The sequence below is a fragment of the Herbaspirillum aquaticum genome (assembly GCF_002213425.1).
GTDB lineage: Bacteria > Pseudomonadota > Gammaproteobacteria > Burkholderiales > Burkholderiaceae_D > Herbaspirillum > Herbaspirillum aquaticum.
Genome location: NZ_NJGV01000004.1, coordinates 191,693 through 217,184 on the forward strand (window position 1 = coordinate 191,693; position 25,492 = coordinate 217,184).

General features: G+C 61.2%; 29 protein-coding genes and 1 tRNA gene. 23 read left to right on the forward strand and 7 right to left on the reverse strand.

Going from position 1 to position 25,492, the window contains the following annotated elements; translation table 11 throughout:
• The first annotated feature begins 2 nt into the window (after positions 1-2).
• The 9 genes from nuoH (at position 3) to CEJ45_RS05550 (ending at position 9,113) form a co-directional block, all read left to right on the forward strand.
• Positions 3-1,073, forward strand: coding sequence for an NADH-quinone oxidoreductase subunit NuoH (gene nuoH, locus CEJ45_RS05510; protein ID WP_088754186.1), 1,071 nt, complete (start codon positions 3-5; stop codon positions 1,071-1,073).
• A gap of 21 nt (positions 1,074-1,094) precedes the next feature.
• Positions 1,095-1,583 (forward strand): NADH-quinone oxidoreductase subunit NuoI, encoded by a 489-nt coding sequence (gene nuoI, locus CEJ45_RS05515; RefSeq protein WP_008327661.1) that lies wholly within the window; start codon positions 1,095-1,097, stop codon positions 1,581-1,583.
• Between the two features lie 144 nt (positions 1,584-1,727).
• A complete protein-coding gene (locus CEJ45_RS05520) occupies positions 1,728-2,384 on the forward strand; it encodes an NADH-quinone oxidoreductase subunit J (RefSeq protein ID WP_088754187.1) in 657 nt (218 codons plus the stop codon).
• Between the two features lie 18 nt (positions 2,385-2,402).
• Positions 2,403-2,711 (forward strand): NADH-quinone oxidoreductase subunit NuoK, encoded by a 309-nt coding sequence (gene nuoK / locus CEJ45_RS05525; RefSeq protein ID WP_013233782.1) that lies wholly within the window; start codon positions 2,403-2,405, stop codon positions 2,709-2,711.
• Positions 2,712-2,825: 114 nt separating this feature from the next.
• A complete protein-coding gene (gene nuoL, locus CEJ45_RS05530; RefSeq protein WP_088754188.1) occupies positions 2,826-4,916 on the forward strand; it encodes an NADH-quinone oxidoreductase subunit L in 2,091 nt (696 codons plus the stop codon).
• 22 nt (positions 4,917-4,938) lie between these two features.
• On the forward strand, positions 4,939-6,429 hold the full coding sequence (locus CEJ45_RS05535; protein WP_088754189.1) for an NADH-quinone oxidoreductase subunit M: 1,491 nt from the start codon (positions 4,939-4,941) through the stop codon (positions 6,427-6,429).
• Between the two features lie 155 nt (positions 6,430-6,584).
• Positions 6,585-8,093, forward strand: a complete 1,509-nt coding sequence (gene nuoN / locus CEJ45_RS05540) for an NADH-quinone oxidoreductase subunit NuoN (RefSeq protein WP_088754190.1) — start codon at positions 6,585-6,587, stop codon at positions 8,091-8,093.
• 12 nt (positions 8,094-8,105) lie between these two features.
• The gene (locus CEJ45_RS05545) at positions 8,106-8,420 is read left to right on the forward strand and encodes a DUF2818 family protein (protein ID WP_088754191.1); all 315 of its coding nucleotides are present in this window, start codon (positions 8,106-8,108) and stop codon (positions 8,418-8,420) included.
• Positions 8,421-8,537: 117 nt separating this feature from the next.
• Complete coding sequence (locus CEJ45_RS05550; RefSeq protein ID WP_088754309.1) at positions 8,538-9,113, forward strand: NUDIX domain-containing protein; 576 nt, start codon at positions 8,538-8,540, stop codon at positions 9,111-9,113.
• A gap of 78 nt (positions 9,114-9,191) precedes the next feature.
• Here the strand turns inward: CEJ45_RS05550 and CEJ45_RS05555 are convergent, their stop codons facing one another.
• A complete protein-coding gene (locus CEJ45_RS05555; protein ID WP_088754192.1) occupies positions 9,192-10,868 on the reverse strand; it encodes an electron transfer flavoprotein-ubiquinone oxidoreductase in 1,677 nt (558 codons plus the stop codon).
• Positions 10,869-11,301: 433 nt separating this feature from the next.
• Here CEJ45_RS05555 and CEJ45_RS05560 point away from each other — a divergent pair, with 433 nt between their 5' ends.
• From CEJ45_RS05560 to CEJ45_RS05585, 6 genes are all read left to right on the forward strand, one after another.
• Positions 11,302-11,727 carry an acyl-CoA thioesterase gene (locus tag CEJ45_RS05560; protein WP_088754193.1) on the forward strand — a complete coding sequence of 142 codons (426 nt, stop codon included), beginning with the start codon at positions 11,302-11,304 and terminating at the stop codon, positions 11,725-11,727.
• 157 nt (positions 11,728-11,884) lie between these two features.
• On the forward strand, positions 11,885-13,036 hold the full coding sequence (locus CEJ45_RS05565; RefSeq protein WP_088754194.1) for an ABC transporter substrate-binding protein: 1,152 nt from the start codon (positions 11,885-11,887) through the stop codon (positions 13,034-13,036).
• 176 nt (positions 13,037-13,212) lie between these two features.
• The gene (locus CEJ45_RS05570; RefSeq protein ID WP_039786681.1) at positions 13,213-14,103 is read left to right on the forward strand and encodes a branched-chain amino acid ABC transporter permease; all 891 of its coding nucleotides are present in this window, start codon (positions 13,213-13,215) and stop codon (positions 14,101-14,103) included.
• Positions 14,104-14,107: 4 nt separating this feature from the next.
• Positions 14,108-16,075 carry a branched-chain amino acid ABC transporter ATP-binding protein/permease gene (locus tag CEJ45_RS05575; RefSeq protein ID WP_088754195.1) on the forward strand — a complete coding sequence of 656 codons (1,968 nt, stop codon included), beginning with the start codon at positions 14,108-14,110 and terminating at the stop codon, positions 16,073-16,075.
• Positions 16,076-16,077: 2 nt separating this feature from the next.
• The gene (locus CEJ45_RS05580; RefSeq protein ID WP_088754196.1) at positions 16,078-16,806 is read left to right on the forward strand and encodes an ABC transporter ATP-binding protein; all 729 of its coding nucleotides are present in this window, start codon (positions 16,078-16,080) and stop codon (positions 16,804-16,806) included.
• Between the two features lie 211 nt (positions 16,807-17,017).
• On the forward strand, positions 17,018-17,824 hold the full coding sequence (locus tag CEJ45_RS05585) for an alpha/beta fold hydrolase (protein WP_088754197.1): 807 nt from the start codon (positions 17,018-17,020) through the stop codon (positions 17,822-17,824).
• Positions 17,825-17,879: 55 nt separating this feature from the next.
• Here the strand turns inward: CEJ45_RS05585 and CEJ45_RS05590 are convergent, their stop codons facing one another.
• The gene (locus CEJ45_RS05590; RefSeq protein WP_088754198.1) at positions 17,880-18,074 is read right to left on the reverse strand and encodes a hypothetical protein; all 195 of its coding nucleotides are present in this window, start codon (positions 18,072-18,074) and stop codon (positions 17,880-17,882) included.
• 80 nt (positions 18,075-18,154) lie between these two features.
• On the opposite strand from CEJ45_RS05590, the gene CEJ45_RS05595 reads away from it, so the two are divergent.
• Entirely contained in the window at positions 18,155-18,613 is a 459-nt protein-coding gene (locus CEJ45_RS05595) for a helix-turn-helix domain-containing protein (protein WP_229296841.1), read from the forward strand.
• 184 nt (positions 18,614-18,797) lie between these two features.
• Here CEJ45_RS05595 and CEJ45_RS05600 read toward each other — a convergent pair.
• Together CEJ45_RS05600 and CEJ45_RS05605 are read right to left on the reverse strand one after the other, a co-directional pair.
• Positions 18,798-18,873, reverse strand: a tRNA-Lys gene (locus CEJ45_RS05600).
• Between the two features lie 154 nt (positions 18,874-19,027).
• Positions 19,028-19,852 carry a class I SAM-dependent methyltransferase gene (locus CEJ45_RS05605; protein ID WP_088754199.1) on the reverse strand — a complete coding sequence of 275 codons (825 nt, stop codon included), beginning with the start codon at positions 19,850-19,852 and terminating at the stop codon, positions 19,028-19,030.
• 178 nt (positions 19,853-20,030) lie between these two features.
• On the opposite strand from CEJ45_RS05605, the gene CEJ45_RS05610 reads away from it, so the two are divergent.
• From CEJ45_RS05610 to CEJ45_RS05620, 4 genes are all read left to right on the forward strand, one after another.
• Entirely contained in the window at positions 20,031-20,846 is an 816-nt protein-coding gene (locus CEJ45_RS05610) for a MetQ/NlpA family ABC transporter substrate-binding protein (protein ID WP_088754200.1), read from the forward strand.
• A 115-nt stretch (positions 20,847-20,961) separates the two neighbouring features.
• Complete coding sequence (locus CEJ45_RS24900; RefSeq protein WP_167386284.1) at positions 20,962-21,102, forward strand: hypothetical protein; 141 nt, start codon at positions 20,962-20,964, stop codon at positions 21,100-21,102.
• A gap of 77 nt (positions 21,103-21,179) precedes the next feature.
• Positions 21,180-21,434 (forward strand): type II toxin-antitoxin system Phd/YefM family antitoxin, encoded by a 255-nt coding sequence (locus CEJ45_RS05615; RefSeq protein ID WP_088754201.1) that lies wholly within the window; start codon positions 21,180-21,182, stop codon positions 21,432-21,434.
• Positions 21,431-21,700, forward strand: coding sequence for a Txe/YoeB family addiction module toxin (locus tag CEJ45_RS05620; RefSeq protein ID WP_088754202.1), 270 nt, complete (start codon positions 21,431-21,433; stop codon positions 21,698-21,700). The genes CEJ45_RS05615 and CEJ45_RS05620 overlap by 4 nt, the downstream gene beginning before the upstream one ends.
• Positions 21,701-21,729: 29 nt before the next feature.
• Here CEJ45_RS05620 and CEJ45_RS05625 read toward each other — a convergent pair whose 3' ends face one another.
• Entirely contained in the window at positions 21,730-22,212 is a 483-nt protein-coding gene (locus CEJ45_RS05625) for a DNA-deoxyinosine glycosylase (RefSeq protein ID WP_088754203.1), read from the reverse strand.
• 257 nt (positions 22,213-22,469) lie between these two features.
• Here CEJ45_RS05625 and CEJ45_RS05630 point away from each other — a divergent pair, with 257 nt between their 5' ends.
• From CEJ45_RS05630 to CEJ45_RS05640, 3 genes are all read left to right on the forward strand, one after another.
• Positions 22,470-23,219 carry an SDR family oxidoreductase gene (locus CEJ45_RS05630; protein ID WP_088754204.1) on the forward strand — a complete coding sequence of 250 codons (750 nt, stop codon included), beginning with the start codon at positions 22,470-22,472 and terminating at the stop codon, positions 23,217-23,219.
• Positions 23,220-23,251: 32 nt separating this feature from the next.
• Entirely contained in the window at positions 23,252-23,704 is a 453-nt protein-coding gene (locus CEJ45_RS05635; RefSeq protein WP_088754205.1) for an Mpo1 family 2-hydroxy fatty acid dioxygenase, read from the forward strand.
• Between the two features lie 165 nt (positions 23,705-23,869).
• Positions 23,870-24,322: an outer membrane lipoprotein gene (locus tag CEJ45_RS05640; RefSeq protein WP_088754206.1), complete on the forward strand. Its 453-nt coding sequence runs from the start codon at positions 23,870-23,872 to the stop codon at positions 24,320-24,322.
• Between the two features lie 48 nt (positions 24,323-24,370).
• On the opposite strand, the gene CEJ45_RS05645 is transcribed toward CEJ45_RS05640, so the two are convergent.
• Both CEJ45_RS05645 and CEJ45_RS05650 read right to left on the reverse strand, forming a co-directional pair.
• On the reverse strand, positions 24,371-24,973 hold the full coding sequence (locus CEJ45_RS05645; RefSeq protein WP_088754207.1) for a GNAT family N-acetyltransferase: 603 nt from the start codon (positions 24,971-24,973) through the stop codon (positions 24,371-24,373).
• On the reverse strand, positions 24,954-25,481 hold the full coding sequence (locus CEJ45_RS05650; RefSeq protein WP_088754208.1) for an FUSC family protein: 528 nt from the start codon (positions 25,479-25,481) through the stop codon (positions 24,954-24,956). Before CEJ45_RS05650 ends, CEJ45_RS05645 begins: the two co-directional genes overlap by 20 nt.
• Positions 25,482-25,492 lie beyond the last annotated feature (11 nt).

The following is a 25,492-nucleotide window of genomic DNA, read 5'->3' on the forward strand; positions in this document are numbered from 1 at the left end:
AAATGGATCACCTGATCGCCCAAATCAACAACGTGGGACCGGCGCTGCTGGGTCCGACCCTGTTCGCGCTGGTGTGGACCCTGGTCAAGATCCTGGTGGTGATGGTGCCGCTGCTGGTGTGCGTGGCCTACATGACCTACTGGGAGCGCAAGCTGATCGGCTGGATGCACGTGCGCCTGGGCCCGAACCGCGTGGGTCCTGCTGGTCTGCTGCAGCCCATTGCTGACGCCGTCAAGCTGATCTTCAAGGAAATCTCGACCCCGTCCAAGGCCAACAAGGCACTGTTCTACCTGGCACCGGTGATGACCATCATGCCGGCGCTGGCCGCCTGGGCGGTCGTGCCGTTCTCGCCGGAACACGTGCTGGCCAACGTCAACGCGGGCCTCTTGTACCTGATGGCCATTACTTCGATGGAAGTCTACGGCATCATCATCGCCGGCTGGGCTTCGAACTCGAAGTACGCCTTCCTCGGTGCGATGCGTGCTTCGGCACAGATGGTGTCCTACGAAATCTCCATGGGCTTCTGCCTGGTCGTGGTGCTGATGGTTTCTGGCAGCCTGAACATGACTGATATCGTCATGGGTCAGACCCAGGGCCACTTCGCCTCCATGGGCCTGAACTTCCTGTCGTGGAACTGGTTGCCGCTGCTGCCGATTTTCGTCATCTACTTCGTCTCCGGCGTGGCTGAAACCAACCGTCACCCGTTCGACGTCGTGGAAGGTGAATCCGAAATCGTGGCCGGTCACATGATCGAGTACTCGGGCATGTCCTTCGCCATGTTCTTCCTGGCTGAATACGCCGCGATGATCCTGATCTCGATCCTGACCGCACTGCTGTTCTTCGGCGGCTGGTCGGCTCCGGTGTCCGCGCTGGACTTCATCCCGGGCTGGATCTGGCTAGGCTTGAAGACCTTCTTCTTCCTGTCGCTGTACGTGTGGATCCGCGCATCGTTCCCGCGCTACCGCTATGACCAGATCATGCGTCTGGGCTGGAAAGTGTTCATCCCGCTGACCCTGGTCTGGCTGGTGGTCGTGGCGATCTGGATCCAGTCGCCCTGGAATATCTGGAAATAAGTTGGAAGGCTGAGGCTAAAAATGGAAGCTATTAAGGATTTTTTCGGCAGCCTGATGCTCCGCGAACTGTTCAAGGGCCTGGCCCTGACCGGTCGCTACCTGTTCAAGCGCAAGATCACCGTGCAGTTCCCCGAGGAAAAGACGCCGATGTCCCCGCGTTTCCGCGGCCTGCACGCGCTGCGCCGTTATCCCAACGGTGAAGAACGCTGCATCGCTTGCAAGCTGTGCGAAGCGGTCTGCCCGGCGATGGCCATCACCATCGAATCCGAGCAGCGTGAAGACGGTACCCGTCGTACCAGCCGCTACGACATCGACCTGACCAAGTGCATCTTCTGCGGTTTCTGCGAAGAGTCCTGCCCGGTCGACTCGATCGTCGAAACGCACATCCTGGAATACCACGGTGAAAAGCGGGGCGACCTGTACTACACCAAGGAAATGCTGCTGGCAGTGGGCGACCGTTACGAAAACGAAATCGCCGCTGCACGTGCAGCCGACGCCGCCTACCGTTGATCGGTGCTGCCAGGCGGCCCTGCGTAATACGGGGCGGCCGGGCAGGGTGGTGCAGGGCTTGCGGCAACGTGTTGGATGTATTGCGATGGGATGGCCTGCTGTGTGGTCCCCGTGCTGATTGAATGAACCAACTTCTGGTTGATTATGGAATTTAAAACTGTCTTGTTCTACGTGTTCGCGGTGCTGGTGGTAATCGCCGCCGTTCGCGTCATCACGGCCCGCAACCCGGTGCATGCGGCGCTGTTCCTGGTGCTGTCGTTCTTCTCGGCGGCCGGCCTCTGGATGCTGCTCAAGGCCGAGTTCCTGGCCATCGTGCTGGTGCTGGTCTATGTCGGCGCGGTGATGGTGCTGTTCCTGTTCGTGGTGATGATGCTCGATATCAACATGGACAAGCTGCGCGAGGGCTTCTGGGGTTACTTCCCGCTGGCGGCCACCATCGGCGTGATCATCGTGCTGGAAATGGCGGCGGTTCTGCTCAACAGCTTCTGGGTCTATGAATCGCAGGTGCCGGCCGTCTCCGACACGCTGGGCCAGACCAAGCCGCTGGGCAAGCTGATCTTCACCGAATACGTCTACGCCTTTGAAATCGCGGCCGTGATCCTGCTGGTGGCCATCGTCGCCGCCGTGGCCCTGACATTGCGCAAGCGCAAGGACAGCAAGTACTTCGATCCGGCCCAGGCAGTCAAGGTCAAGGCATCGGACCGCGTGCGCCTGGTCAGCATGAAGGCCGAATCCACCCGCAATGCGCCCGCAGCTGCCGCTGCAGCGGCCGACAAGCCGGCCGCGGGTCAACAATCTTAAGAAGGGCGAACAAGAATCATGGCAATCACGCTCTCCCACTACCTGATCATCGGCGCGATCCTGTTCGCGATCTCGATCGTCGGCATTTTCCTGAACCGCAAGAACGTCATCGTCCTGCTGATGGCCATCGAACTGATGCTGCTTGCGGTCAACATGAACTTCATTGCTTTCTCGCATTACCTCGGTGACGCGGGCGGACAGATCTTCGTGTTCTTCATCCTGACCGTGGCTGCGGCCGAGTCCGCCATCGGTCTGGCGATTCTGGTGGTGCTGTTCCGTAACCTGGATACCATCAACGTGGAAGACCTCGACAGCCTCAAGGGCTGAGTCGGCATCCGCAGCATCCTGTTTTTGCGTTCTGGTTTGAATTTCATTTAAAGATGGGAGGCCCCCTTGCAGCAGCGCTGCGGGCGGGGCAGCCAATAAGCGATAAGGTTCATCATGGCTGGGCAACTTAACCCACATCTTCTTCTTGCTGTACCCCTGGCGCCGCTGGCAGGCTCGGCCATCGCCGGCCTCTTGGGTACCAAATTCTTCGGCAACGTGGTTGGCCGCAAGGTGTCGCATACCGCGACCATCCTGGGCGTGCTGATTGCCGCCATCATCTCCCTCCAGACCCTGCTCGCAGTGCTGGACGGCGCCACCTACAACGGTACGCTGTACAACTGGATGACGGTGGCCGGCCTCAAGCTGGAGATCGGCTTCATGGTCGACAGCCTGACCGCGATGATGATGTGCGTGGTGACCTTCGTGTCCCTGATGGTGCACATTTACACCATCGGCTACATGGCTGAAGATGAGGGCTACAACCGCTTCTTCTCCTACATCTCGCTGTTCACCTTCTCCATGCTCATGCTGGTCATGAGCAACAACTTCCTGCAGCTGTTCTTCGGCTGGGAAGCGGTGGGCCTGGTGTCCTATCTGCTGATCGGTTTCTGGTACACCCGCCCGACCGCCATCAAGGCCAACATGAAGGCCTTCCTGGTCAACCGCGTCGGTGACTTCGGCTTCATCCTGGGTATCGGCCTGCTGCTGGCTTACGCCGGTTCGATGAACTACACCGAAGTCTTTGACAAGCGCGCCGAGCTGGCCCAGCTGACCCTGCCGGGTACCGACTGGATGCTGCTGACCGTGGCTTGCATCTGCCTGTTCGTGGGCGCCATGGGCAAGTCGGCCCAGTTCCCGCTGCACGTCTGGCTGCCGGACTCGATGGAAGGCCCGACCCCGATTTCCGCGCTGATCCACGCTGCCACCATGGTGACGGCCGGTATCTTCATGGTCACCCGCATGTCGCCGCTGTTCGAACTGTCCGACACCGCGCTGTCCTTCATCCTGGTGATCGGTGCCATCACGGCGCTGTTCATGGGCTTCCTGGGCACCATGCAGAACGACATCAAGCGCGTGGTGGCTTACTCCACGCTGTCGCAGCTGGGTTACATGACCGTGGCACTGGGTGCTTCGGCCTACTCGGTGGCCGTGTTCCACCTGATGACCCACGCTTTCTTCAAGGCACTGCTGTTCCTGGGCGCCGGTTCGGTCATCATCGGCATGCACCACGACCAGGACATGCGCAACATGGGCGGCCTGCGCAAGTACATGCCCATCACCTGGATCACTTCGCTCTTGGGTTCGCTGGCGCTGATCGGTACCCCGTTCTTCTCGGGCTTCTACTCCAAGGATTCGATCATCGAAGCCGCGGCCGAGTCGCACCTGGCGGGTTCGGGCTTTGCCTACTTCGCCGTGCTGGCCAGCGTGTTCGTGACGGCCTTCTACTCCTTCCGCATGTATTTCATGGTCTTCCATGGCAAGGAGCGCTTCGGCCAGGCGCACGGCCATGACGATCACCACGCTCCGGCTGCCGCCCATGGCGTGCATGACGACCATGCCCACGATGCGCACGACGATCACGGCCACGATGAGCATCATCACGGCCTGGCCCCGGGCCAGAAGCCGCACGAGTCGCCGCTGGTGGTGACCCTGCCGCTGATCCTGCTGGCCATTCCCTCGGTCATCGTCGGTTTCTTCGCGATCTCGCCGATGCTGTATGGCGACTTCTTCAAGGGCGTGATCTTCTTCGGTGAAAACCACAAGGTCATGGAAGAACTGGCCCACGAATACCACGGCCCGGTGGCCATGGTGCTGCACGCCTTCACCAGCGCGCCGCTGTGGCTGGCCATCGCCGGTGTGGTCGTGGCGTACTACTGCTACATGATCAATCCGCGCGTGCCGGCCTGGTTCAAGGAAAAGTTCAGCATCATCTACACTATCCTGGACAACAAGTACTACATGGACAAGTTCAACGAAGTCGTCTTTGCCGGCGGTGCCCGCCTGCTGGGCAGCGGACTGTCCACCGTGGGCGACCGTGGCATCATCGACGGCCTGTTCGTCAACGGCAGCGCCAAGGTCGTCGGCTGGTTCTCGAAATTCACGCGTCTCTGGCAGTCCGGTTACATCTATCACTATGCGTTCGTGATGATCATCGGGGTGCTGGGTTTCCTGGTGTGGTTCATGCCGTTCCCGTTCGCCAAATAAGCTGTCCGAGTAAATAACAACCATGATGCAGTCAACATTTCCCATCTTGAGCCTCGCGATCTGGGTACCGATCGTCTTCGGCATCCTCGTCCTGGCACTGGGCCGCGACAGCAATCCGGGCCTGACCCGCTGGCTGGCGCTGTTCGGTTCGCTGGTCGGCCTGGTCGTTACTTTCCCGCTGATCCAGCACTTCGATCCGCTGGCGCACGGTTACCAGTTCGTCGAAAAGACGCCCTGGATCGACCGCTTCAGCATCAGCTACTTCCTGGGCCTGGACGGCATCTCGCTGTGGTTCGTGCCGCTGACCGCCTTCATCACGGTCATCGTGGTGCTGGCCGGCTGGGTGGTGATCCAGAAGCGCGTGGCCCAGTACATGGGTGCCTTCCTGATCCTCTCCGGCATCATGATCGGCGTGTTCTCCTCGCTGGATGCGATGCTGTTCTACGCCTTCTTCGAAGCGACCCTGATCCCGATGTTCATCATCGTGGGCGTCTGGGGCGGCGACAACCGCGTGTATGCAGCCTTCAAGCTGTTCCTGTACACGCTGCTCGGTTCGCTGCTGATGTTGATCGCCCTGATCTACCTGTACTACGTGTCGGGCGGCAGCTTCGAGATCCCGACCTGGCATCAGGTGCCGCTGTCGATGATGGAACAGAAGATCCTGTTCTTCGCCTTCCTGGCTGCCTTTGCCGTGAAGGTGCCGATGTGGCCGGTGCACACCTGGCTGCCGGACGCCCACGTGCAGGCACCGACCGGTGGCTCCATCGTGCTGGCCGCGATCATGCTGAAGCTGGGTGCCTACGGTTTCCTGCGCTTCTCGCTGCCGATCCTGCCGGACGCCAGCCATGCGCTGTCGGGCTTCATGATCTTCCTGTCGCTGGTGGCCGTGATCTACATCGGTCTGGTGGCCCTGGTCCAGCAGGATATGAAGAAACTGGTCGCCTACTCGTCGATCGCCCACATGGGCTTCGTCACCCTGGGCTTCTTCATGTTCAACGACATGGCAGTGCAGGGCGGTATCGTGCAGATGATCTCGCACGGTTTCGTCTCCGGCGCGATGTTCATGTGTATCGGCGTGCTGTATGACCAGATGCACACCCGTGAGATTGCCCAGTACGGCGGTGTGGTCAACAAGATGCCGCGTTTCGCCTTCTTCTTCATCCTGTTCTCGCTGGCCAATTGCGGCCTGCCGGCCACCTCCGGTTTCGTCGGCGAATTCATGGTGATCCTGGGTGCAGTGAAGTTCAATTTCTGGATTGGCCTGCTGGCCGCCACCGCCCTGATCCTGGGCGCGGCGTACTCGCTGTGGCTGGCCAAGCGCGTCATCTTCGGCGCCGTGACCAACCATCACGTGGCCGAGCTGGTGGATGTGAATGGCCGTGAGTTCTTCATCCTGGGCCTGCTGGCGATCGCTACCCTGGTCATGGGTATCTATCCCGGCATCATCACCGACAGCATCCAGACCTCGGTGACCGACCTGCTGAAGCACGTGGCGGTCTCCAAGATCAACTGATCTGCGCTGCAGAAGTGAAGGGCGGGGCGCTCGCGTCCCGCCAACAACCAAGCTGGGCAACAACGAGTAACGAGACGAGCCGGTGTGGCATTGCCGGTCGGGCGGCGCGATCAAGGTCGCGACACAAGCGGGCGTACACAAGCGGTAGTAACTAAATGAATAACATGAATCTGATCCCTGTCTATCCGGAAATATTTCTGCTGATCGCGACTTCCGCGATCCTGCTGATCGATATGTTCCTGCCGGAAAGCAAGCGCGTCATCACCTATCTGCTGTCCCTGGCAGCGCTGGTGGTGTGTGCGGTACTGACCTTTGCCGACCTCAACACGGGCGCTACGGTCTACACGTTCAACAACATGTTCGTGTCCGATCCGCTGGCCAACCTGTTGAAGCTGTTCACCTACCTGGGTGTGGGCGTTACGCTCATCTACTCGCGCCAGTACAACACCGCACGCGGCATCACCGGTGGTCCGCTGGGCGGCGAATACTACGCCCTGGCGCTGTTCGCGCTGCTGGGCCAGATGGTCATGATCTCCGGCAACAGCTTCCTGTCCATCTACCTGGGCCTGGAACTGATGTCGCTGTCGCTGTACGCACTGGTGGCCCTGCGCCGTGATCACGCGGCTTCCACCGAAGCCGGCATGAAGTACTTCATCCTGGGCGCACTGGCCTCCGGTTTCCTGCTGTACGGCATGTCGATGCTGTATGGCGCCACCGGCGGTGCCCTGGAACTCAACGAAGTCTTCCGTGCCATCGTTTCGGGTACCGTTGACCGCACCCCGCTGGTGTTCGGCATCGTGTTCGTGGTGGCTGGCCTGGCCTTCAAGCTGGGTGCCGTACCCTTCCACATGTGGGTGCCTGACGTCTACCAAGGTTCGCCCACCCCGGTGACCCTGCTGCTGGGTGCCGCACCGAAGCTGGCGACTTTCGCCATCACCTTCCGTCTGCTGGTCGAAGGCATGCTGCCGCTGGCCGTGGACTGGCAGCAGATGCTGATGGTGCTGGCCGTGCTGTCCATCATCCTCGGTAACGTCACCGCCATCGCGCAGACCAACATCAAGCGCATGCTGGCCTACTCGACCATCTCGCACATGGGCTTCATGCTCTTGGGCATGATGTCGGGCGTGGTCGACGGCAACCTGTTCTCGGCCGTCAACGCCTACAGCTCTTCGCTGTTCTACGCGGTGACCTACGTGATCACCACCCTGGGTTCCTTCGGCGTCATCATCCTGCTGTCGCGCTCGGGCTTCGAAGCCGATACGCTGGAAGACTTCAAGGGCCTCAACCAGCGCAGCCCGTGGTTCGCTGCTGTGATGATGATCATGATGTTCTCGCTGGCCGGTATCCCCCCGCTGGTGGGCTTCTACGCCAAGCTGTCGGTGCTGCAGGCCGCCATGGCCACTGGCCAGATCTGGCTGCCGGTGCTGGCCGTGGTCTTCTCGTTGATCGGTGCCTTCTACTACATCCGTGTGGTCAAGGTGATGTACTTCGATGAGCCCACCGACACCAGCAAGATCGTCGCCACGCCGGAAATGCGTGTCGTGCTGAGCTTGAACGGCATTGCCGCCCTGGCCATCGGCCTGTGGCCGGGTCACCTGATGGATGCCTGCACCAATGCCATCGTCAGCACCCTGGCGACCTTCCTCAGCAAGGTCGTGGCGTAAGGAAACAGGGGAATGAACGTTTCCCTGTTCAGCTGGATCGTCATCCTGTTGGCCGCCCTGGCGGCCAATTTGCCTTTCTTCAACCAGCAATTGTTCGGCCTGGTTCCGCTCCGCAAGGACGCTTCCTGGGTCAAGCCGATCTGGCTGCGCCTGGTGGAATTGGTGGTGCTGTATTTCGCTGTCGGCATGGTGGCCCACCTGCTGGAAGCGGGCATCGGCAACGTCTTCACCCAGGGCTGGGAATTCTATGCCATCACCGGCTGCCTGTTCCTGGTGCTGGCTTACCCCGGCTACGTGATGCGCTACCTGCGCAAGCAGCACGCCTGAAGCAGCCTGAATGAGGCGTCGGTCACGGACCGGCGCCTTTTTTATTGGGTGCTGCCTGCCGGCGCGGCCATTGGTTTTTTCCTCTTCCCCTCACTCCCTTATTCCCTCGCTCATATCATGGACGCCCATCTCAAAGAGACGCAGAAAGACAGTCGCCAGGTCTACGACGGCCATTTCCTCAAGGTCCAGAAGGACACCATCGTGCTGCCGGACGGGAAGGAAAGCACCCGCGAATACATCAAGCATCCTGGCGCGGTCGCCGTGCTGCCGCTGTTCGATGACGGCAGCGTGCTGATGGAGCGCCAGTTCCGTTATCCGCTGGACCGCGTCTTCATCGAATTCCCGGCCGGGAAGATCGATCCGGGCGAAGATACGCTGGATTGCGCCAAGCGCGAACTGAAGGAAGAAACCGGTTATACCGCCACCGAATGGCAGTACGTCTGCACCATTCACAATGCCATCGCCTACTCCGATGAACACCTGGTGCTGTATCTGGCGCGGGGCTTGAAGGAGGGCGAGCGTGAATTGGACGAAGGTGAATTCCTCGACATCTACAAGGCCCCGCTGGCCGAGCTGCTGGAGCAGGTGCGCAATGGGCAGATCACCGATGTGAAGACCGTGATCGGCATGTTCTGGCTGGAGAAGATCGTCAATGGCAGCTGGACGCCGCCGCAACGTCCGGCCGGTATCTGAGGCCAGCACTGACCCGATGAAAAAAGCCGCATCCCGACAAGGATGCGGCTTTCGTTTTTGCCAGACGGGGCAGGGCGCTTACATGCCCGAGTAGTTCGGCCCGCCGCCGCCTTCCGGCGTGACCCACACGATGTTCTGCGTCGGGTCCTTGATGTCGCAGGTCTTGCAGTGTACGCAATTCTGCGCGTTGATCTGCAGGCGATCGGAATTGTCTTCGTTCTTCACGAATTCATAGACGCCTGCCGGGCAGTAGCGTGATTCCGGACCGGCGTACTTGGCCAGGTTCACTTGCACCGGAACGTTCTTGTCCTTCAGCGTCAGGTGCGCGGGCTGGTCTTCGCCGTGGTTGGTATTGGAGATGAACACCGAAGACAGGCGGTCGAAGGTCAGCTTGCCGTCCGGTTTCGGATAGGCGATCGGTGCGAAGTCCGAAGCAGGGCGCAGGCATTCGTGGTCGGCGTGGGTATGGCGCAGGGTCCATGGCGCCTTGCCACCGAAGAGCACCTGATCGATGCCGACCAGCAGGGTGCCGGTGATCAGGCCCTTGCTCATCGAGGGCTTGAAGTTGCGCGCCTTGTGCAGCTCCTCCTTCAACCAGGAGGCCTCGAAGGCGGCCGGGTAGGCTGCCAGCTCATCGGACTGTCGGTTCTCACCCAGCGCCGCGAAGGCGGCGTCTGCGGCCAGCATGCCGCTCTTGATCGCGGCATGGCTGCCCTTGATGCGCGAGGCATTGAGGAAGCCCGCATCGCAACCCAGCAGCGCACCACCGGGGAAGACCAGCTTGGGCAGCGATTGCACGCCACCGGCGGTGATCGCACGGGCGCCATAGGAGATGCGCTTGCCGCCTTCGAAGAACTTGCGGATCTCGGGATGGGTCTTGTAGCGCTGGAATTCCTCGAAGGGCGAGAGATACGGATTCTGGTAAGCCAGTCCCACCACGTAACCGACGGCGACCTGGTTGTTCTCCAGGTGATACAGGAAGGAACCGCCGTAGGTGTCATTGGCCAGCGGCCAGCCGGCGGTGTGGACCACCAGGCCGGGCTGGTGCACTTCGGGCTTCACCTCCCACAGCTCCTTGATGCCGATGGCATAGGTCTGCGGATCGCGGCCGGCGTCGAGCTTGTACTTGGCGATGAGCTGCTTGCCCAGGTGGCCGCGCGCACCTTCGGCGAAGAAGGTGTATTTCGCGTGCAGCTCCATGCCCAGCTGGAAGTCAACGGTCGGTTCGCCTTCCTTGTTGATGCCCAGGTTGCCGGTGGCCACACCCTTGACCGAGCCGTCCTCGTGGTACAGCACTTCGGCTGCCGGGAAACCGGGGAAGATCTCCACGCCCAGCGCCTCGGCCTGCTGGCCCAGCCAGCGGGTGACGTTGGACAGCGAGATCACGAAGTTGCCATGATTCTGGAAGCAGGTCGGCAACAACCAGTTCGGGGTCTTGTAGGCCTTGCTCTCGGAGAGGAACAGGAAGCGGTCTTCAGTCACCGGCGTGTTCAGGGGGGCGCCTTGTTCCTTCCAGTCGGGGATCAGTTCGGTCAAGGCACGCGGGTCCATTACCGCGCCGGAAAGGATGTGGGCGCCGACTTCGCTGCCTTTTTCCAGCACGCAGACCGAGACTTCCCGGTTCTGTTGCGCAGCCAGCTGCTTGAGGCGAATCGCCGCCGACAGGCCTGCGGGGCCGCCGCCGACGATGACGACATCATATTCCATCGATTCGCGAGGGCCGTATTGTGCGAGCAAGTCTTGAGAAGAAGTCATGGGTGTCCCGTGTTATGTGAACTGCCTGTTTTTCGAACGATCGTGCTATTGTTAAGTATTTTTCGAAGGAACGCTAGAGGGAAGGACCATTTCGCTGTCCTTTTTATTCAACTTCTAACGTTCATATCTGAAACAATGCACTGCAAGCGGACTGTCCTGCCGGAAAATCGCGCCGCACCGGAAGGTTTCCGGAGGTGCCGTATTTTATGGGATTTTCTGCACGGGGCTCATACCGTATTGGCGTGGCCTGATAACCCTTTGTTATGCGCGGTCACTGCGGTGAGGGCGTATTGGCGAGCAGGGTGACTCGATAATGAAGCAGGAAGTCCCGGCAGATGCGGGTCGACACTTCGTCGTAAATGCGACAGGTCGCGCACACCGCGCATGAAAAAAATTACATTCATTGATGAATCAAACCGGGAAAGGACCCACGATGAGCAGTCACGAAGCCGCCGCAAGCAAGCCCCTGTACGTCTCGCAGCAACGCATCCGGTGGGGTGACATGGACGCCTTCGGCCACGTCAACAACACGCTCTATTTTCGCTTCATGGAGCAGTGCCGCATCGAGTGGCTGGAAGAGGTATTCGGGCCCACCATCGCAGGCGAGGAAGGGCCGGTGATCGTCAATGCGCACTGCAATTTCCGCCGCCAGATGAAGTATCCCGCCAGCATCCTGGTGCAGATGGGCGCCGGGCACCTGGGGCGCACGAGTGTGGAAACTACGTATGTCATCCGCGACGCTGCCGATGAACAGATCATTTATGCTGATGGTGCCGCAAAAATCGTCTGGGTCGATTTCAAGAAAGAGAAATCCACCGCGTTGCCTGAGAAGCTGCGACAGCTCCTGACAAGCTTGTAAGTTTGGCGCAAGGAAACTGGGACAGAATCGGCCCCGACACTCCCGCAAGGATTCGCCACAGAGCGAAGGGGAGCGGAGAATTCGTTCACACGGAGCGGGTTCCAAAAGCGCTATGCCCGCTCGCGTGCTAGCCAACAATTACATTCTGGAGGATGACATGAGCTACAAGACCCAAGCCTTTGTTGCCGCTGCCCTGATGAGCCTGGCGCTCACTTCGCAGGCTGCGGATCCGATCAAGATCGGCGTTTCCGGCCCTTACACCGGTGGCTCTGCCCCGATGGGCGTGTCCATGCGTGATGGCGTCAAGCTGGCCGTAGCCGAGATCAATGCGGCCGGCGGCGTGCTGGGCCGCCAGATCCAACTGGTCGAGCGCGATGATGAGGCCAAGAACGAACGCGGCGTGCAGATCGCCCAGGAACTGATCAACAAGGAAAAGGTGGTCGCCACCGTCGGCTTCATCAACACCGGCGTGGCACTGGCCTCCCAGCGCTTCTACCAGGAAGCCAAGATCCCGGTGATCAACAACGTGGCCACCGGCACCGTGATCACCAAGCAGTTCGAGAAGGAAAAGGACAACTACATTTTCCGCACCTCGGCCGCTGACAAGATCCAGGCCAAGATGATCGCCGACGAAGCCGTCGACAAGCAGAAATTCACCAAGGTCGCCATCCTGGCCGACTCCACCAACTACGGCCAGCTCGGCCGTGAAGACCTGGAAAAAGTGCTGGCCGACAAGAAGGTCACCCCGGTGGCCGTCGAAAAGTACAACATCAAGGACGTGGACATGACGGCCCAGCTGCTCAAGTCCAAGCAGGGCGGCGCACAAGCCGTGCTGACCTACGGCATCGGCCCGGAACTGGCGCAGATCGCCAACGGCATGGAAAAGCTGAACTGGCAGGTGCCCATCATCGGCAGCTGGCCGCTGTCGATGGGCAACTTCATCGACAACTCCGGCAAGAACGGCAACGGTGCCCGCATGCCGCAAACCTTCATCCAGGACGGCAACACGCCCAAGCGCAAGGCTTTCATCGAGGCTTACCAGAAGGCCTACAAGGTTGACCGCATGCCTTCGGCCGTCTCGGCTGCCCAGGGTTACGACTCCATCCTGCTGCTGGCCGCTGCCATCAAGCAGGCCGGCACCACCGATGGCGACAAGGTCCGTGCTGCACTGGAAAACCTCAATACCAAGGTCGAAGGCGTGGTCACCACCTATGACAAGCCGTTCACCCGTGACGATCACGAAGCCATCAAGGCGGGCATGGTCGTGATGGGCGAGGTCAAGAACGGCCGCGTCATCCTCGGCAAATAAGAACCGACTCGCTTCACTTCACGTAACGCAGTCGAAGAGGCCAGTCCTTGCGATCCGGGGGCTGGCCTTTTTCACACGATCTGTTGACGAATTTCTAACGGCACCGGGGGCGGTTGCCGCGGGATCGTTGCAGCTCTACGCCGCCACCCGGCGGTAGCCGCTTCTTGGGAAATACAATGGACATCCTCTTACAACTGGTCTTCTCCGGGATCGCGCTCGGCATGATCTATGCCGTGATCGCCTTCGGTTACCAACTGACCTTTGCCACGTCCGGCACGCTCAACTTCGGCCAGGGTGAAGCCCTGATGCTGGGCGCGCTGGTCGGGCTCTCCGTGGTGGGCAACATCCACGGCGGGCCTTATCTCAATTACTGGCTGATGATCCCCATCGTGCTGGTCTTCGGTGCCCTGCAGGGCATGTTCGTGGAATGGATCGGCGTGCGTCCGGCCATCAAGATCAAGTCCGAATTCGGCTGGATCATGTCCACCATCGCGCTGGCCATCATCTTCAAGAACGTCGCCGAGAACATCTGGGGCAAGGACGACCTGCCGTTCCCGTCGCCCATCTCCGGCACGCCCTTCCAGGTCTTCGGTGCCAACGTGCAGCCGATGCAGGTGCTGGTGGTGATCGGTGCCTTGCTCATCATGGCGGCGGTCGAATTGTTCAATCGCAAGTCGATCTATGGCAAGGCTGTGGTGGCCACCTCCAACGACCGCGATGCGGCGGGCTTGATGGGCATCAATACCAGCATGGTGATCACTTTTTCATATGCCCTGTCTTCGGCCACGGCCGCCTTCGCTGGCGTGCTGGTGGCGCCGCTGACGCTGACCGGCGCCACCATGGGCGCGGCACTGGGGCTGAAAGCCTTCGCGGTGGCCATCATTGGCGGCCTGACTTCGGGCATGGGCGCCATCGTCGGCGGCCTGATCCTGGGCGTGGCTGAAACCGTGACCGGTTTCTATATCTCGACCGGCTACAAGGAAGTACCGGGACTGGTGCTGCTGCTGCTGGTGCTGGCGGTGAAACCTGCGGGCCTCTTCGGCAAAACTGCGATCAAGAAGGTCTGACACCATGAACAAGAAAATCCTGCTGCTGTCCTTGCTGGGCATCGCCGCGCTGGGCGGCATTCCCATGGTGGTGCACAACCCGTATTACCTGCACCTGATCGAAACCATCCTCATCTACGCCATCCTGCTGTTCGGGCTCGATATCGTGGTCGGCTACACCGGCCAGGTCTCGCTGGGCCATGCGGGCCTGTTCGGCATCGGCTCCTACGCCGCCGGCGTGCTGTTCTTCAAGCTGGGCCTGCCGATCTTCGTGACCATCCCGGCGGCCATTGCAGTGACGGCCGTGTTCGGTGCCATCCTGGCGCTGCCTGCACTGCGGGTGACCGGCCCTTACCTGGCGATGGTGACGCTGGCCTTCGGGACCATCATCCAGATCCTGATCAACGAGATGACCTTCCTCACCGAAGGTCCGCTCGGGATCAAGGTCGCCAAGCCGATGCTGGGTGGCGAGAAGATGAACGAAGTGCAGTTCTTCTACCTGGTGGCGATCCTGATGGTCATCTCCATGCTGGTGGTGCATCGCATCCTCAAGTCCAACCTCGGCCGTGCCTTCCAGGCGCTGCGCGACAGTCCGATCGCCTCGGACTGCATGGGCGTGTCGGTGTATCGCTACAAGGTCTATGCCTTCATCATCAGTGCGGCGCTGGCCGGTCTGTCGGGGGCTTTGTATGCGTATTCGGAAGAGTACATCTCGCCCAATACCTACAACTTCGAACTGACCATCCTGTTCCTGCTGGCGGTGATCATGGGTGGCCGCAAGTCGCGCATCGGTTCGCTGATCGGCGCATTGATCGTGGTGATGCTGCCCAGCCTGCTGTCGGACATCGCGCTGTTCCGCCAGATCGCCACCGTCTTGGCCGTGATCGTGGTCATCGGCGCCGGCGTGCAGCTGGCCAAGGGGACCAAGACCGCGCGCGGCATCGCCGTGCCGGTGGTGGCGACCATCGCCATGGCCGCCTTCTCCTACAAGCTGGAAAACATCACCGACTGGCGCCTGACCATCTTCGGTCTGATGACGCTGTTTGTCGTGTATTACCTGCAGGATGGCATCGTCGGCTTCTGCCGCAACCTGTTCGGTCGCGTGTTGACCAAGCACGTGCCGGTGGCACAGCAGATCGCCGGTGACAAGGAGCGTGCCGTCATCACCACCGATTCCGTCAAGGATGAGGGTGCAACCCTGCTGAAGGTGAACCAGATCCTGATGCAGTTCGGCGGCCTCAAGGCGCTGAACCGGGTTGACCTGGACGTGCGCAAGGGAACCGTGCACGGCTTGATCGGCCCCAACGGCTCGGGCAAGAGCACCATGATGAACGTGCTGACCGGCATCTACCGGCCGACCGATGGCGTGGTGGAATACGACGGGCGCCCGATCTCCGGCAATACGCCTTCGACCATCGCCCTGGGCGGCGTGGCGCGCACTTTCCAGAACGTGCAGCTGTTCGGTGAAATGACGGCCACTGAAAACGTGCTGGTGGGCCTGCACCACACCTTCAACAGCAACGTGGTCGACGTGATGGTCAATACGCCGCGCTACGTGCGCGAAGAGCAAGCCGCACGTGAACGCGCCGCCGCCATCCTGGAGTTTGTGGGCCTGGCCAACTTGGCCAACGAGGAGGCGCGCAACCTGCCTTACGGCAAGCAGCGCCTGCTGGAAATCGGCCGTGCGCTGGGCCTCAACCCCAGCCTGCTGCTGCTCGATGAGCCGGCCGCCGGCTTGACCGCGCCGGACATCAAGGAGCTCGTCGCCATCATCCGCAAGATCCGCGAAGCCGGCATCACCATCATCCTGATCGAACACCACATGGACGTGGTCATGTCGATCTGCGATACCGTCACGGTGCTCGACTTCGGCCAGAAGATCGCCGAAGGCAAGCCGGCCCAGGTCCAGGCTGACCCCAAGGTCATCGAAGCCTACCTCGGCAGTGGCGCAGGCGATGCCCACGACAACACATCCAGCCCCGCGGGAGCCTGAACATGCTGACCATTTCCAATCTGCACGCCGCTTACGGCAAGGTCGAGGTGCTGCATGGCATTTCGATGGACGTCCCCAAGGGCAAGGTGGTGACCCTGATCGGTTCCAACGGCGCCGGCAAGACCACCACCATGCGCGCCATTTCCGGCATGATCAAACCGAAGGGCGGGGAAGTCACGCTCGGCGGCAAGAACATCACCGGCCTGGATTCGCATCGCATCGCCCGCTACGGCCTGGCGCATTCGCCCGAAGGTCGTCGCGTCTTCGCCACCATGAGCGTGACCGACAACCTGCTGCTGGGCGCTTTCCCGCGCTTTACGCGGGCTCGCCCCAAGGGCGATATCGCGCACGACCTGGAGCGCGCGCTGGAGCTGTTCCCGCGCCTGAAAGAACGGCAGACGCAGCTGGCCGGTACCCTGTCGGGCGGCGAGCAGCAGATGCTGGCCATGGCGCGCGCGGTGATGTTGAATCCCGAAGTGATCCTGCTGGACGAGCCCTCGATGGGACTGGCCCCGATCCTGGTGGACGAGGTCTTCCGCATCATCCTGCGGCTCAAGGAGCAGGGCGTGACCATGCTGCTGGTGGAGCAGTTTGCCGCTGCTGCGCTCAATGTTGCGGACTATGGCTATGTGTTGGAGAATGGCAAGATCTCCGTACACGGACCCGCCGACAAGCTGCAGAACGACCCGGCGGTCAAGGCTGCCTATCTGGGCGGCGGCGCGCATCACTGAGGGCTGCGAGCGACGCGGCATCAGCCATGCGCCAAGCGTGATACTGGGGCTCGCACGTCGCGCAAGCTGATAGCGTGTCCGGTATATTGAGGGGGAGCCATACCCCCTTGAAGGCTGATTCAGGCGCACCCCCCGGTGCGCCTTTTTATTTCCTGTTCGCGCGGCTACGCCAGGTCTGTCCGACGTGGCCGGCGCGAGACGAGGAGCATCCATGTCAGAACGGCAGGAAGAGTTCATCGAGCAAGAGGGCGCACTCCTTTACGCCGTCTTGTGGGGCGGGGCGCAGGCTGGGCGCACACCGGTCGTGCTGCTGCACGATTCCTTGGGCGCGGTGGCCTTGTGGCGTGATTTCCCTGCCCGGTTGGCGCAAGCGACGGGATTGCCCGTGATCGCCTACGATCGTGCAGGATTCGGGCGGTCCACTGCGCGCAGCGAGGCGCTGTCTCCCGACTTCATCGCGGCCGAAGCCCATGGATCCCTGCAGGCCGTTCTGCAGCATTTCGGCGTGGCGCAAGCCGTTCTGTTCGGCCATAGCGTGGGAGGTGGCATGGCCGTGTCCGCTGCGGCGCAGATGCCGCAACGCGTGCTGGCCGTGATCACCGAATCTGCGCAGGCTTTCGTCGAGGAGCGCACCTTGGAAGGCATCCGCGATGCTCGCGCCAGCTTTGCCGACCAGGACCAGCTGGCGCGCCTGGCGAAATACCACGGCAACGACCCGCAGCAGGCGCGCTGGGTGCTCTCGGCCTGGATCGATACCTGGCTCTCGCCTTCCTTTGCGCAGTGGTCGCTGGCGCCCATGCTGGCCAGGCTCACCTGCCCGGTGCTGGCACTGCATGGTGACCTGGATGAATTCGGCACCCTCGCGCATCCGCGCATGATCGCCGGCCTGCCGTGCGCGTTCCCCGGGCAGGGCCAATTCCAGGTGCTGGCGCAATGCGGCCACGTCCCCCATCGGGAGCAGCCGGATCAGGTTCTGGTGGCGGTGAAAGATTTCCTGCTGCGGCTGGGCATCCTCTGATGCCGGCGGCAGCCCCCATCTCCTTTCGAGTTATGCGCGCGCCCCACGCACGGAATCAGTCCGCCGGATGCTGGCGGCGATATGCCTGCAGTCCCAGCAAATACATCGTGCGCAAGAACAGCGCGCGCGAGCGGTAAGTTTGTTGCGCCAGGAGGGTGGCTTCCTCGAATTCCGCCTCATTTAATCGAAAATTCACCAGACGCGTCGCTCCTTTTGCGGGCTTGCGTTCGTTTTGTTGCCTGTGTGCCATAAGATGTCTCCTCGTTGTTGGACTGAAAGCAACATTCTAGGAGAGGTCCTTTTCATATGTCATCGAATAAAACTGAATTTTTGACAATACTTGGTGATCGCCTGGCTGAAGAGCGGGGCCGCTGTGGCCATACCCAGAAATCGGTAGCCGACCAGCTCGACATCACAGCACGCACGCAAATCAAGTACGAGATCGGCGAGACCGCCCCGGACGCCTATTATCTGCACGGCCTGGGCGAGATCGGAGTGGATGTCACCTATGTGCTCACCGGTGTGCGCGGGTCGACGCCCACCCAGCAGGAGAGTGAGCTCATTGCCTGTTATCGCGCCGTGGATGCCACCCTGCGCAGTTCGCTGGTGCAGCTCTTGACGGGTTTGTCGCAGATGTCGAAGTCGGGCAAGAAGAAGCGTGACCTGCCATCGGCCAGCGAAGTCAAGCGTATCCGGCCGGGGCGTCAACGCAAGGCGTCGGCGGATTCGGCGCAGGGCGCAAGCGCAGGGGAGTCTGGCCCGGCCACTTCCGCGCAGACCAGGGAGTAAGCGCAGGCGGCAAAAAAGCGGGTGTGAGGGCGGGGCGCGTGAAACGCTGGATGTGATCGCGAGGGGCGCTGAGCGCGATTGACGAGGAGCCTGAGACAGGCAGTTCACAGAAGCACGCAGAATTACGCACAAGACGCGCAGAAACGAAAAAAGCACCACGATCGCTCGTGGTGCTTTTCGTTATTGGTGGGGCGTCACAGATTCGAACTGTGGACCTACGGATTAAGAGTCCGCTGCTCTACCAGCTGAGCTAACGCCCCGTTGCTGCACTTCGTTGTTGCCTCAGTGCTGCAAGAGAGAGCGCATTATAGGAGGGAGGTCGGGGTGGTGCAAGCTTTTTTTGGGAAAAGATGAAAATATTTTATCTCTTGGGCATCGGCACCACGCCCGGCCTGGTTTTTTGATGCCACTTTCTTACAAGCCCGCCTTGATCCCGTTGACCCAGGATTTGGCCGGCAGCTTGGTCTGGCTCTCGATCAAGGCGGCGCGGGCATACAGTTCGGGGAAATCGAATTGCACCGCGCCCTTGAAGGCCAGCGCCACCACGTTGCCGTCGTGGACTTCCGGCAGCGAGACCACGGTATCGAAGGCATATTCCATGGCCCGCAGGTTCTTGGCATAGCTCGGGTGGTCGCCAAAGAGGTTGACCGTCATCACGCCCCCGGGCGCCAGGCTGTCATAGCAGGCCTGGTAGAACTCGGGGCTGTCGAGCACCGGCCCACGCGCCGTGGCATCGTAGAGATCGACCTGCAGTGCATCGATGATGCCGTGGGTGGCGGCATGGACGATGAAGTCCATGGCATCGCTTTCGATGATCATCAAACGCTCATCCGGCTCGGGCAGCTTGAACATGCTGTGGCAGATGGCGATGACGGCAGGATTGAGCTCCACCGCCGTCACCTGCGCCTGCGGGAATTGCCGGTAGCTGAACTTGGTCAGTGCGCCGGTGCCCAGGCCCAGCTGCACGATGTGGCGGGGCGTGCGGTTGAAGAGCATCCACGCCATCATCTGCTGGGCGTATTCCAGTTCGATCCAGTCTGGTTTGCGGATGCGCATCGCACCCTGCACCCACTCGGTCCCGAAATGCAGGTAGCGCACGCCTTCCAGTTCGGAGAGCGTCACGGGGGCATATTTGGGTTTGCGCGGTTTGCTGGCGTCGGCTTCGAGCTGTTGGCGACGACGATTGGGGCCGGCCTTGGTATTGGCCTGGGCTTCGATGGATTTTCTTCGGATGAGCATGATATGAATGAAACGGCGCGGCAGCCGGGGAGGCCGCCTGCGGATGCCGAATGATACCTTGCCTTGAGGGCCTGCCAGCGGCCGCTGCGCGCTTTGCGCATATCGACATGCAAATTCATTCCTTCTGCCGGCCCCGCACGTATGTGAGGATGCGGACCTCATCATTTCCGGAGTTCCCATGCCATTGGCTGCAATCATCAAGCGCATCGCCGCCGCTGCTGCGCTGGCCCTGGTCCTGGCGCCGCATGGCGCCAGCGCGCAGGACAAGAACAAGATCAAGGTCGGTATCTCGGTCGGCAGTGCCGAAGCCATCTTCGAGGTGGTCAAGAAAGTTGCTGCCCGCGACGGACTGGAGATCCAGACCGTGGTCTTCAGTGACTATCTCCAACCCAATGCGGCACTGGCCTCCGGCGACCTTGACGCCAACGCCTTCCAGCACCGTCCTTACCTGGAAAGCCAGATCGCTGCGCGCGGCTACAAGATCGTGCCGGTCGGGCTGACCATCACGGCGCCGCTGGGCATCTACTCGCGCAAGTTCAAATCGGTGGACCAGTTGCCCAATGGGGCGCAGGTCGGCATCCAGAACGATCCTTCCAACGGCAACCGCGCCCTCCTGCTGCTGCAGAAGGCCGGCCTGATCAAGCTCAAGCCGGGCGTGGGTGAAAACGGCGTCAATGCCACCCCGCTGGACATCATCGACAATCCGCGCAAGCTCAAGCTGATCGAACTGGATGCGGCGCAACTGCCACGCTCGCTGGACGACCTGGCGGCGGCCTCAATCAACAATGACTACGCCTACAAAGCCGGCCTGTCCCTGCAGAAGGACACCATCGCGGTGGAAGATCCGCGCGGCCGTTACGCCAACATCATCGCCACCCGTGCCGAAGACAAGGACAAGCCCTGGGCCAAGAAGCTGGTGCAGGCCTACCAGTCGGAGGAAGTGCGCAAGTTCATCGAGACCGAGTTCAAGGGATCGCTGGTGCCGGCGTTCTGAATCCCGCGACAAGGCTTGCTCTCCGCACCGCCCGCCATCTGGCCGGGCGGTTTTTTTTCGTCCGCTTGCCGTGGCGGTGATGCGCTGGCGGTCTGTGCTCCATTAAACTTGCGCCATGCTCAAGAACCTCATCCTCTGCCTGAAGCTGGCCATCGTCTTCTGCGCCATCGTGTTTTTCGCGAAGGCGTTGCAGTATTTGATTTTCAATGGCGGGTTTTCGGGGGAGTTTTATGACTACCTGTTCCTCAGGAAGTGATTAAAGGGTAGTAGCACATGTACCATAATATGTACATGTGCTACGATGCAGCTTTCGTTCACCGCAGGAGGCTACCCATGCGCACAGTCCACTTTACTGACGCCCGCAGCAACCTCAAGAACGTGATCGATCGCGTCGTCGAAGATGCCGATGTGACCTTGATCACCCGGCGCGATGCTCCCAATGCGGTGCTGATGTCGCAAGACTACTTCGATAGCCTGATGGAAACGGTTCACCTGCTGCGTTCGCCCTCCAACGTCGCCCACCTGGAGCGGTCGATTGCCCAACTTCGCGCCGCCAAGGTCGAGGAAAAGAAGCTGGATGAGCAATGAGTGCCAGTCGACGCGTCATGTTCACGGCAGCAGCGTGGGAGGACTACCAATACTGGCAAACGCAAGAAAGAAAGACCCTCAAACGCATCAATCAGCTCATTCGCGAAGCGCAACGCGCCCCCTTCGAAGGGATAGGCAAACCTGAGCCCTTGAAAGCCAATCTGCAAGGATTCTGGTCGCGCCGCATTGATGATGTGAACCGACTGGTGTACGAAGCCACTGACGATCAGCTCAATATCATCGCTTGTCGCTATCACTATCTTTAAGGCCCGGCCGGCAGCCTCTGCGGCGATGATCAGCGCAGTGCGTCCAGCCAGCGCGCACGCTTGTCCTCATACCCCAACGCCGCATGCGCCGGACTGCTCGACGGCAACACCACCACCCGATAGTCCTGCGCCTTGGTACCCAGCGCCTTGATCCCGATCTTGCCGGCGGTGCCACCATTGAAGGCGATGGTCTCCAGTGCAGGCAGCCTGGCGATCAGCGTCAGCAAGTCATTGCCGCTGTGATCCCTGATTTCGCTGTCGAGACTGCCGATACGCCTGGCTTGGGCGATCACATCCCACAGGCCGATGCGATGTTGCAGCAAGGTGGCCAGCCTGGCGTCATAGTCCATCGCGTAAAGGTCCGCCCCGATCACGTCGCCCACCAGCCGCCAGAACGCATTGCGCGGATGCCCGTAATACTGCCGGATCGCCAGCGAGGCCGTTCCCGGCAAGCTGCCCAGGATCAGGATGCGCGTGTCCGACGCCACTACCGGCGCAAAGCTGGCCAGCAAGGGATCCGTCGTGGCTGTATCGGCATCGGGGGAAGCATCAGTGGCAGAGCAGGTGGCGGCGGCAGAGGAAGGGCGAGCAGGCATGGAAACGGCCGGGATGAAAAGAATTTCAGCAAGCACCAGCCGCATCGCAGTGCGTGCACAATGGCGCGGCTGCAGAGGCGTCAGGCTTGCGGCAAAATGCACAAGAATTCACATCTTAGCGTAAGCTGCCTTGGCGTCACGTGCCGGGCCATTCATATCAAGGGAAACTGAACATGACAGATAAAGTCATCATCGTCACCGGCGGCAGCCGTGGTATCGGCGCGGCCACCGCACTGCTGGCAGCCCAACGCGGCTACGCCGTGTGCGTGAACTACGTCTCCAACCGCGAAGCCGCCGATTCGGTGGCCGGGCAGATCCGCGCCGCCGGCGGCCGCGCCATCACCGTCGCCGGCGATGTCTCCAAAGAAGAGGACGTGCTGCGCCTGTTCACCACCACCGACCAGGAGCTGGGCCGCGTCACCGCCTTGGTCAACAACGCCGGTATCCTCGAACACCAGTCCCGCCTCGACACCATGAGCGCCGAACGCATCACCAGGGTGCTGGTGGCCAACGTCACCGGCAGCCTGCTGTGCGCGCGCGAGGCGGTCAAGCGCATGTCCACCCGCCACGGCGGGCAGGGTGGGGCCATCGTCAACCTGTCGTCGATGGCCGCCAAGCTGGGCGGCCCCGGTGAATACGTGGACTACGCCGCCTCCAAGGGCGCCATCGACGCCTTCACCATCGGCCTGGCCAAGGAAGTGGCGGCTGAGGGTATTCGCGTCAACGCCGTGCGTCCCGGCCTGATCTATACCGACATCCACGCCAGCGGTGGCGAAGCGGGCCGTGTCGACCGGCTCAAGGATGCCGTCCCCATGAAGCGCGGCGGCACCGCCGAGGAAGTGGCCAACGCCATCCTGTGGCTGCTGTCGGAGGAGTCTTCCTATGCCACCGGCACCTTCATCGACGTCTCCGGCGGCCGCTGAGGCTACGCCCGCTCATTGAACGAGGAGCTCTCATGGATAGCACCAGCACCGTCTCCCCGCGCCGCATCGATGTGCTGCTGGCCCGCTATGCCGAGAGCCATCGCCATCCGATGAATGAATTGATCCACTGCATCTGTGTGCCGGCCATCGTATTTTCGCTGCTGGGCCTGTGCTGGATCGTTTCACCGGCCGTGGCGCTGCTGGTGGCCGCCGCTGTGCTGGCCTGGTACCTGCGCCTGTCGCCGCCCTTTGCCGTGGGCATGCTGGCCATGTCGGCGGTGATGCTGGTGGTGCTGGCGCGGCTACCCTTGGGCGCTGTCCTGCCGGTGTCGGCGTCGGTCTTCGTGCTGGCCTGGATCGGCCAGTTCATCGGCCATCGCATCGAGGGCAAGAAGCCATCTTTCTTCGAGGACCTGCGGTTTCTGCTGGTGGGGCCCTTGTTCGTGCTGGCTTTCCTGTACCGGCGTTGGCATATCGCCTACTGAAGAAGTCCTTGCGGGAACGATTGCCGACGCGCAGCCTCTTTGTATTAAGATGTAAAGGAATGTGTGCTTGCGGGCGAGATGCGCGATCATGTTGCGTTCGCGCGGACGCTCGAATCCCCCCGCTGCCCGGAAACGGGCCAATAGTTCTCAGTCGGAGTTTTTAGTATGAAGAAATTGCTTGTGATCGCAGCCCTGGGCTCCCTGGTAGCCGGCTGCGCAGTGACCCCCAACTCGGCCAGCGTCTACAACACCCGCCAGGCGCAGGGTGAGCAGACCGTGCGCATGGGCGTGGTCGAGTCTATCCGCAACGTGACCATCGACAAGGGCTCGACCGGCGTCGGTACTCTCGGCGGCGCCGCATTGGGCGGCATCGCGGCCGGTTCCAACATCGGCGGCGGCAATGGTGCCCTGGCTGCCGGTATCGTCGGCGCACTGGCCGGCGGCGTCCTGGGCAACCAGGCCGAAGCCCACCTGAACAACCGTCCCGGCCTGGAAATCACCGTGCGCCTGGATAACGGCGAGCTGCGCGCCATCACCCAGGATGCAGATGAACCTTTCCGCATCGGCGAACGTGTCCGTCTGCTCTCCAACGGACGCACCACCCGCGTGACGCACTGATTTTTGCGAAGCGTATGAAGAAGCAGGGCTGCGGCCCTGCTTTTTTTGTCAGGAAATCAGAGGGAAATCTTCGCCACGTCGCCAATCGCGCCACGTTCCCTGATCGATCTGGTAGAGCCTGTGCAGGCTCAATGCGTGACCTGCTGGCAAGCGCGGATGGAGAAAGTCATCCTTCATTTCCGAGCGCATGCCCAGTCGCTGCATCACCGCTAGCGAACGGGCGTTGGCAGGTACCGTAAAAGCAACGATCCGAGGCAGCGCCAGCTTCAGAAAGCCGAAATCCAGCGCGCAGCGCGCTGCCTCCGTGACATAGCCCCGCCCCCAAAGCGCAGGGGCCAGCCGCCAGCTGATTTCGACGGCAGGCGTGAAATGCGCCTCGAATCCGACTTGCATCAAGCCAACGACCCCGGCCATTTCACTGACGCCAGGGATTTCCAACGCCCATGGGCCAAATCCATGCTGGACGAAATGCTCTTCTACCTTGTCGGCCAAGGCATCGCTCTCTGCTCGAGTCAGGCATTGGGGGAAGTGCTGCATGGCCACCGGATCGGCGTTGATCGCCGCCAGCGCTTCGCGATCCTCCGCTCGCCATCGCCGCAGGACTACGCGGGGACCTTGCAATAAAGGCTCTTCAGGATGACGTTGTGTCATTGTTGACGGACGTTTGTTTGGATTTCAGCAACCACATGTAGACCACCGTTTGCAACAATGCCACCGTACTTCCGACGATGACTTCCCCCACCCGCATCAAGGCCAGGTGCAGTTCCTGGCTCAGGCCATTGCCGGTGAAGGCGGCCGAGAGCAGGATCACCACGGTGGCCGGTCCCAGCCGCCAGTTGCTCGGATAGTTCTGCAGCAGCATGGCCACCACTACCGCTGCGGTCAGGGCCACCAGCATGGCCAGGAAGGTCGGCCCGAATATCACCAGCGCGATGCAGGAAACGATGCAGCCGGAAATCGTGTTGATCAGCCGCGCGCGGAAATTGGCCTTGGCCACCGTCATGTCCGGTTCGGTCACGATGATGAGCGAAATCATCGCCCAGTAGGGCTCCTCGATACCCAGCGCGCGCAGTCCGTACCACAGGATCAGGCAGCCGGAGAGGATCTTGACCAGGTAGGCGAGGGCATTCTTGCGGGGATTGATGAAGTGCAATTCCATAGGCCGATGTT

Coding starts and splice junctions, on each gene's coding strand:
- CEJ45_RS05650 (WP_088754208.1), bottom strand. CDS start 25,481: ATGGAATTGCACTTCATCAATCCCCGCAAGAATGCCCTCGCCTACCTG.
- CEJ45_RS05610 (WP_088754200.1), top strand. CDS start 20,031: ATGCCATTGGCTGCAATCATCAAGCGCATCGCCGCCGCTGCTGCGCTG.
- nuoH (WP_088754186.1), top strand. CDS start 3: ATGGATCACCTGATCGCCCAAATCAACAACGTGGGACCGGCGCTGCTG.
- CEJ45_RS05560 (WP_088754193.1), top strand. CDS start 11,302: ATGAGCAGTCACGAAGCCGCCGCAAGCAAGCCCCTGTACGTCTCGCAG.
- CEJ45_RS05535 (WP_088754189.1), top strand. CDS start 4,939: ATGATGCAGTCAACATTTCCCATCTTGAGCCTCGCGATCTGGGTACCG.
- CEJ45_RS05580 (WP_088754196.1), top strand. CDS start 16,078: ATGCTGACCATTTCCAATCTGCACGCCGCTTACGGCAAGGTCGAGGTG.
- CEJ45_RS05590 (WP_088754198.1), bottom strand. CDS start 18,074: ATGGCACACAGGCAACAAAACGAACGCAAGCCCGCAAAAGGAGCGACG.
- CEJ45_RS05640 (WP_088754206.1), top strand. CDS start 23,870: ATGAAGAAATTGCTTGTGATCGCAGCCCTGGGCTCCCTGGTAGCCGGC.
- CEJ45_RS05615 (WP_088754201.1), top strand. CDS start 21,180: ATGCGCACAGTCCACTTTACTGACGCCCGCAGCAACCTCAAGAACGTG.
- CEJ45_RS05565 (WP_088754194.1), top strand. CDS start 11,885: ATGAGCTACAAGACCCAAGCCTTTGTTGCCGCTGCCCTGATGAGCCTG.
- CEJ45_RS05520 (WP_088754187.1), top strand. CDS start 1,728: ATGGAATTTAAAACTGTCTTGTTCTACGTGTTCGCGGTGCTGGTGGTA.
- nuoL (WP_088754188.1), top strand. CDS start 2,826: ATGGCTGGGCAACTTAACCCACATCTTCTTCTTGCTGTACCCCTGGCG.
- nuoK (WP_013233782.1), top strand. CDS start 2,403: ATGGCAATCACGCTCTCCCACTACCTGATCATCGGCGCGATCCTGTTC.
- nuoI (WP_008327661.1), top strand. CDS start 1,095: ATGGAAGCTATTAAGGATTTTTTCGGCAGCCTGATGCTCCGCGAACTG.
- CEJ45_RS05545 (WP_088754191.1), top strand. CDS start 8,106: ATGAACGTTTCCCTGTTCAGCTGGATCGTCATCCTGTTGGCCGCCCTG.
- CEJ45_RS05630 (WP_088754204.1), top strand. CDS start 22,470: ATGACAGATAAAGTCATCATCGTCACCGGCGGCAGCCGTGGTATCGGC.
- CEJ45_RS05575 (WP_088754195.1), top strand. CDS start 14,108: ATGAACAAGAAAATCCTGCTGCTGTCCTTGCTGGGCATCGCCGCGCTG.
- CEJ45_RS05635 (WP_088754205.1), top strand. CDS start 23,252: ATGGATAGCACCAGCACCGTCTCCCCGCGCCGCATCGATGTGCTGCTG.
- CEJ45_RS24900 (WP_167386284.1), top strand. CDS start 20,962: ATGCTCAAGAACCTCATCCTCTGCCTGAAGCTGGCCATCGTCTTCTGC.
- CEJ45_RS05620 (WP_088754202.1), top strand. CDS start 21,431: ATGAGTGCCAGTCGACGCGTCATGTTCACGGCAGCAGCGTGGGAGGAC.
- CEJ45_RS05585 (WP_088754197.1), top strand. CDS start 17,018: ATGTCAGAACGGCAGGAAGAGTTCATCGAGCAAGAGGGCGCACTCCTT.
- CEJ45_RS05550 (WP_088754309.1), top strand. CDS start 8,538: ATGGACGCCCATCTCAAAGAGACGCAGAAAGACAGTCGCCAGGTCTAC.
- CEJ45_RS05605 (WP_088754199.1), bottom strand. CDS start 19,852: ATGCTCATCCGAAGAAAATCCATCGAAGCCCAGGCCAATACCAAGGCC.
- CEJ45_RS05555 (WP_088754192.1), bottom strand. CDS start 10,868: ATGACTTCTTCTCAAGACTTGCTCGCACAATACGGCCCTCGCGAATCG.
- CEJ45_RS05645 (WP_088754207.1), bottom strand. CDS start 24,973: ATGACACAACGTCATCCTGAAGAGCCTTTATTGCAAGGTCCCCGCGTA.
- CEJ45_RS05570 (WP_039786681.1), top strand. CDS start 13,213: ATGGACATCCTCTTACAACTGGTCTTCTCCGGGATCGCGCTCGGCATG.
- nuoN (WP_088754190.1), top strand. CDS start 6,585: ATGAATAACATGAATCTGATCCCTGTCTATCCGGAAATATTTCTGCTG.